The following is a 3,787-nucleotide window of genomic DNA, read 5'->3' as shown; positions in this document are numbered from 1 at the left end:
GATTTGCCCTTGACTTACCGATTTGGGAACAGGCATCACCTTTACCTCAAAAGGAAAATTCTGTTGTACATTAAGCTCTTTTTCACAAGAGGTTAGCAATGTAGCTATCATCAGAAACAGACTTGCTAAAACGAATTTATATACTTTTGTTTTCATTGATTATTCATTAAAAGATTAAAACATATAACGAACTCCCAATCCTACCGAGGGACGCAAATGCTCCAAGGAAGTACTCCATAGGGTTTGTAACTTACCTTGCATAAGCAACACCCAATGATTGGTCAGATAGGTCTCTACTGAAATTACACCCGCCACACCATAGACCCATTGGCTTTGATTTTGTAAAATCGCTCCGTCATAAAGTCGTCGTTTATCTCCATTAACCATTTCATAACCCAAAAGTCCATACATTCCTCCATTTACGGCAAGAGTTCGGGTGGATTCGCCTAAGAGAAAAAAACTATACCCGCCTTCGAAAAGATACGTTTCCGTAGGAATTTTTACCTCTTTATACGTGTAATACCTTGTGCTATATTCCAATGCTACACGTTTATAGTTTCCATTTTTAGCATTTATGGTTAGCCCCAATCCCGCTGAAAAATCACTCATTGAAAAGTTATTTCCGAAGACACTTACAGGAAACGTCACAGCAATTTCCAATCCTTTTTGACCAGGAAACAATCGTTGAGCAAAAAGCGTATTATATCCGCTCATTGCCAATACTATACATAAAAAATAACGTATCATTGAATTAAAATTTTAGGTGAAACTGTTCAATAGGACGTGCTTTACTAATATCTTCATTGGTAAGTAAAAACGACTGATAACGACTTCCATTTTTTTCAAAGATTTCAATGCGAAGCACTTTGTCATCGGATAAGGTAAACCCTTCCAACATATATATGCAACGAGCATCTTTTTTGGGTTTAACCACTAATAAAGGCTGATACATACGCAATGGTTCTATGGAAATTTCTTGCACAAGGCTTTGCTTGGTTGTTTTTTTATCAACCATTTTAAAAGAGATAAAATCTACCTCAAAAGGCATACGACTTCGGTTTTTGAGCTTGATATCCAAGTACAATTTCCCGTTGTGTACATACATTCCTTTCAGTAGCCACGAGATTCCTGCATTTTGCGAACCAATATGTTTTATAAATTCTCGTTTTTGGTTGTAAATGGAAGTCATAATCATTTGAGCCACCGCAGGCGATTCCCAACCTGTGTCAGAGAACAATATATCCGACTTAACGCTATTGCCCTGTGGAATATTTCGGGCAAAATCCAAGGTAAGCAATTTCGGAGAAGGATGATAACACACCTCGAAACTGAAAAAACCACCATCTTCGGTAATAACTGAAAGATTGGTCTTTTGTTCAAAATCGGTTACCGCTGCCTTGACCCGAAGTACATTTTCAGCTTCTTTGGCTTTGTCTGCAATCAAATGCTCACTTCCTAAATCCACATAACGAATTGCCGAAGGAAAAATCAAATGCGTGGTTTTGTCATAAGTAACCTCTAATGGATAAGGCGTTACTTGTGTATTTAACGTAGCTGTCGATGATTTATTCGTAGTCGACATTTCACTGCCCGTTTGGGCGTACGATAAGGCAGTACAAACTGCCATTAGAAAAAACATTGGTGTTTTCATTGTGTTTAATGTATTAAATTGATATTTATTTTTCTTTCATTCTATTTTTCTAAACTTCCTAATCCCCTTTTCTTCTAATCCCCTAACTTCCTAATCTCCTTTTCTCTTAGAATCTTATTTTTTAGCCACTAACAACACCTGATATCCTGCTTTGACTTTTATAGCGGGTCGGGTGATTTTTTTGGATAGATAGGAACTTGTTCCTTGCACAACACTTTTGGTCATATCCGAAATAATTTGGTCTTTGGCAGAAGAATTAAACGTAAAGCTAGTACCTGAGTTGCTTCCCATTGAGGCGGCTATTTCCCGAAAGGCATTGGCATCGGGAGTGTAAGGTAGATATAAACCTTGCTGTCCGTCCAAATCGTAGGCAGTGAGAGCAATGGGAATAACTTTACCTTTGTATTCCAATGAATGAATATCCAAAAGAAGCCTATCGCCACTGACTTTTGCGGTGGCAGTGAGTAGTTCCCCTTGGGGAATAAGCATTTGGGCTACGCGAATAGGTTCCAACAGTCGTAAAGGTACACGAGTATTTTCTTGGATGGATTGTTGCCAATGTACACAGGCTCGTATGCTGTTTTTAAGACGAGTAGCCGTCGGTTTAAAACTTTCTGCTCCTACAAAGTTGCGTTGATTTTGCGTAAGCCAATGCTGTGTCAAAACGCTATCATTTTCCTTTCGAGGTAAACGACTTACTACTTTATTTTCGGTGGTATATACAGGAAGTACTGAGGCTTTTTCGGTAGTAGGCACGGAATTAGTAACCTTTGTATTCTCTGAAAGTCCATCGGAAGGCAACGTAGAAGTACCATTGGTATTTTGAGGTAAATATTTTGATGCCATCTGATAGGATTTTTCCATCAGTGCCATTTGAGTATCAAGAGGGTCTTGATTTTCTTTTTCAGAAAGTTGAGCTTTGAGCATCTCGATTTCTTCTTCCAAGCGTTGCTTTTCTTCCATAGCCGAATTGTCTTGATAAAAATTGCCCAACGTGTGATGAATATCCCGATAGGTATGTGCCGAGTGAGTTATGGCATTGTGTGTGGAAGATTCTTTTTTTCTTTGAGGAGCCTGTGAATGTGTTGTTTGAGAAATCTCATTTTGCAACCAATAATCGGACAACACCCCCAAAGCAGCTTCCTGCTGAGATTGTTTTTGGTCGAGCAAGGCTTGTTCGTAGGCAATTTCCTTGTCAGAGGGTAATACGTTTTCTTTGGCTTCTGGCACTAATTCATCTATACCCTTTGGATCGTTTTCGGAAGAAGTATCCCCTCCAAAAAGCAGGTACATACACCCCAAAAATACCAATCCCATTAGGGTAAAAACAAGCCATTTTTTGTATTGCTGTTTTCGAGCAAGGGCTTTTTCTTGGCTCTGTTGCTCGTATTGTTTTTCCTCCTCTTCGGTAAGAAGAACACTCATCTTTTGCTTAGCCGATGGCTGTGTATTGTTATGATTTTCCATATCTTTATGTTTTTGTTTCTTGTTCTTTGTTCTTTGTTCTCTGTTATTTGAATTTTATCAGTACGATAAAGGTCAGTAACACATAAATTATAAAACCGATGATGATATAGTTTCTTCGTGTTTTTAGGGGTAGTTGTTGGCAGTACTGCTCAATACGGTCATTGAGTTTATTTCGGTATTTTAAAAGGTATTGTATCATCGTTCTACGGTTCTAAGGTCTTTATTTTCGATAACGGTAAATTGCTCCATAATAAACCCTTGCGGATTGTTATCTGAACGTACGGAGTTCACTAATCGACAAGCCGTTATAAGGCTTCGCTCGGTGATATTACTCTGACGGGTGATAAATTGCTTAGCAAAGGTTTGTACCTGATATGGATAATGTTCAAAATCACAGTGAATACTATCGATAACCACACGCTGTTGAATATTCCCTGAAATCATCCGATGGTAAAACCCTTTTTCGTTTAAATCCTTATAGTAGTCAAAAGCCGATTTGTCTGCTAGAAAAAACGCTCTCTTGGTATTGTCCTCAATGGCTTTTTTATCAGGGGCTACATTGAAAAATAGTTCGTGAAATCGGCGTATATGCTCACGAGCTTCCACAGGGCGGTTGATTTTCGTATCTTGTGAAAGAGCCAACATCAGAGATTTACCATTGTCCAACAC

Annotated in this window: 6 protein-coding genes; all 6 read right to left on the bottom strand. The window is 38.6% G+C overall.

The window, feature by feature from the left end:
- On the bottom strand, positions 1-156 hold a 156-nt coding region (locus GN105_RS00030; protein WP_155283421.1), incomplete at its 3' end, for a TraQ conjugal transfer family protein.
- Between the two features lie 18 nt (positions 157-174).
- Positions 175-747: a conjugal transfer protein TraO gene (locus tag GN105_RS00025; RefSeq protein WP_155283420.1), complete on the bottom strand. Its 573-nt coding sequence runs from the start codon at positions 745-747 to the stop codon at positions 175-177.
- 4 nt (positions 748-751) lie between these two features.
- Complete coding sequence (gene traN / locus GN105_RS00020) at positions 752-1,651, bottom strand: conjugative transposon protein TraN (protein ID WP_155283419.1); 900 nt, start codon at positions 1,649-1,651, stop codon at positions 752-754.
- A 114-nt stretch (positions 1,652-1,765) separates the two neighbouring features.
- Positions 1,766-3,118 carry a conjugative transposon protein TraM gene (gene traM / locus GN105_RS00015; protein ID WP_155283418.1) on the bottom strand — a complete coding sequence of 451 codons (1,353 nt, stop codon included), beginning with the start codon at positions 3,116-3,118 and terminating at the stop codon, positions 1,766-1,768.
- 43 nt (positions 3,119-3,161) lie between these two features.
- Positions 3,162-3,317: a hypothetical protein gene (locus GN105_RS00010; protein ID WP_155283417.1), complete on the bottom strand. Its 156-nt coding sequence runs from the start codon at positions 3,315-3,317 to the stop codon at positions 3,162-3,164.
- Positions 3,314-3,787 (bottom strand): conjugative transposon protein TraK (gene traK / locus GN105_RS00005; protein ID WP_155283416.1); only part of this gene is annotated, 474 nt, incomplete at its 5' end. The genes GN105_RS00010 and traK, both read right to left, overlap by 4 nt.

It is taken from the genome of Capnocytophaga felis (assembly GCF_009684755.1).
Classification (GTDB): Bacteria; Bacteroidota; Bacteroidia; order Flavobacteriales; family Flavobacteriaceae; genus Capnocytophaga; species Capnocytophaga felis.
This window is presented reverse-complemented; position numbering and strand designations above follow the sequence as displayed.

Excerpts from the sequence above, each read along its gene's own strand:
- GN105_RS00025 (WP_155283420.1), bottom strand. The coding sequence starts at position 747 with ATGATACGTTATTTTTTATGTATAGTATTGGCAATGAGCGGATATAAT.
- traN (WP_155283419.1), bottom strand. The coding sequence starts at position 1,651 with ATGAAAACACCAATGTTTTTTCTAATGGCAGTTTGTACTGCCTTATCG.
- traM (WP_155283418.1), bottom strand. The coding sequence starts at position 3,118 with ATGGAAAATCATAACAATACACAGCCATCGGCTAAGCAAAAGATGAGT.
- GN105_RS00010 (WP_155283417.1), bottom strand. The coding sequence starts at position 3,317 with ATGATACAATACCTTTTAAAATACCGAAATAAACTCAATGACCGTATT.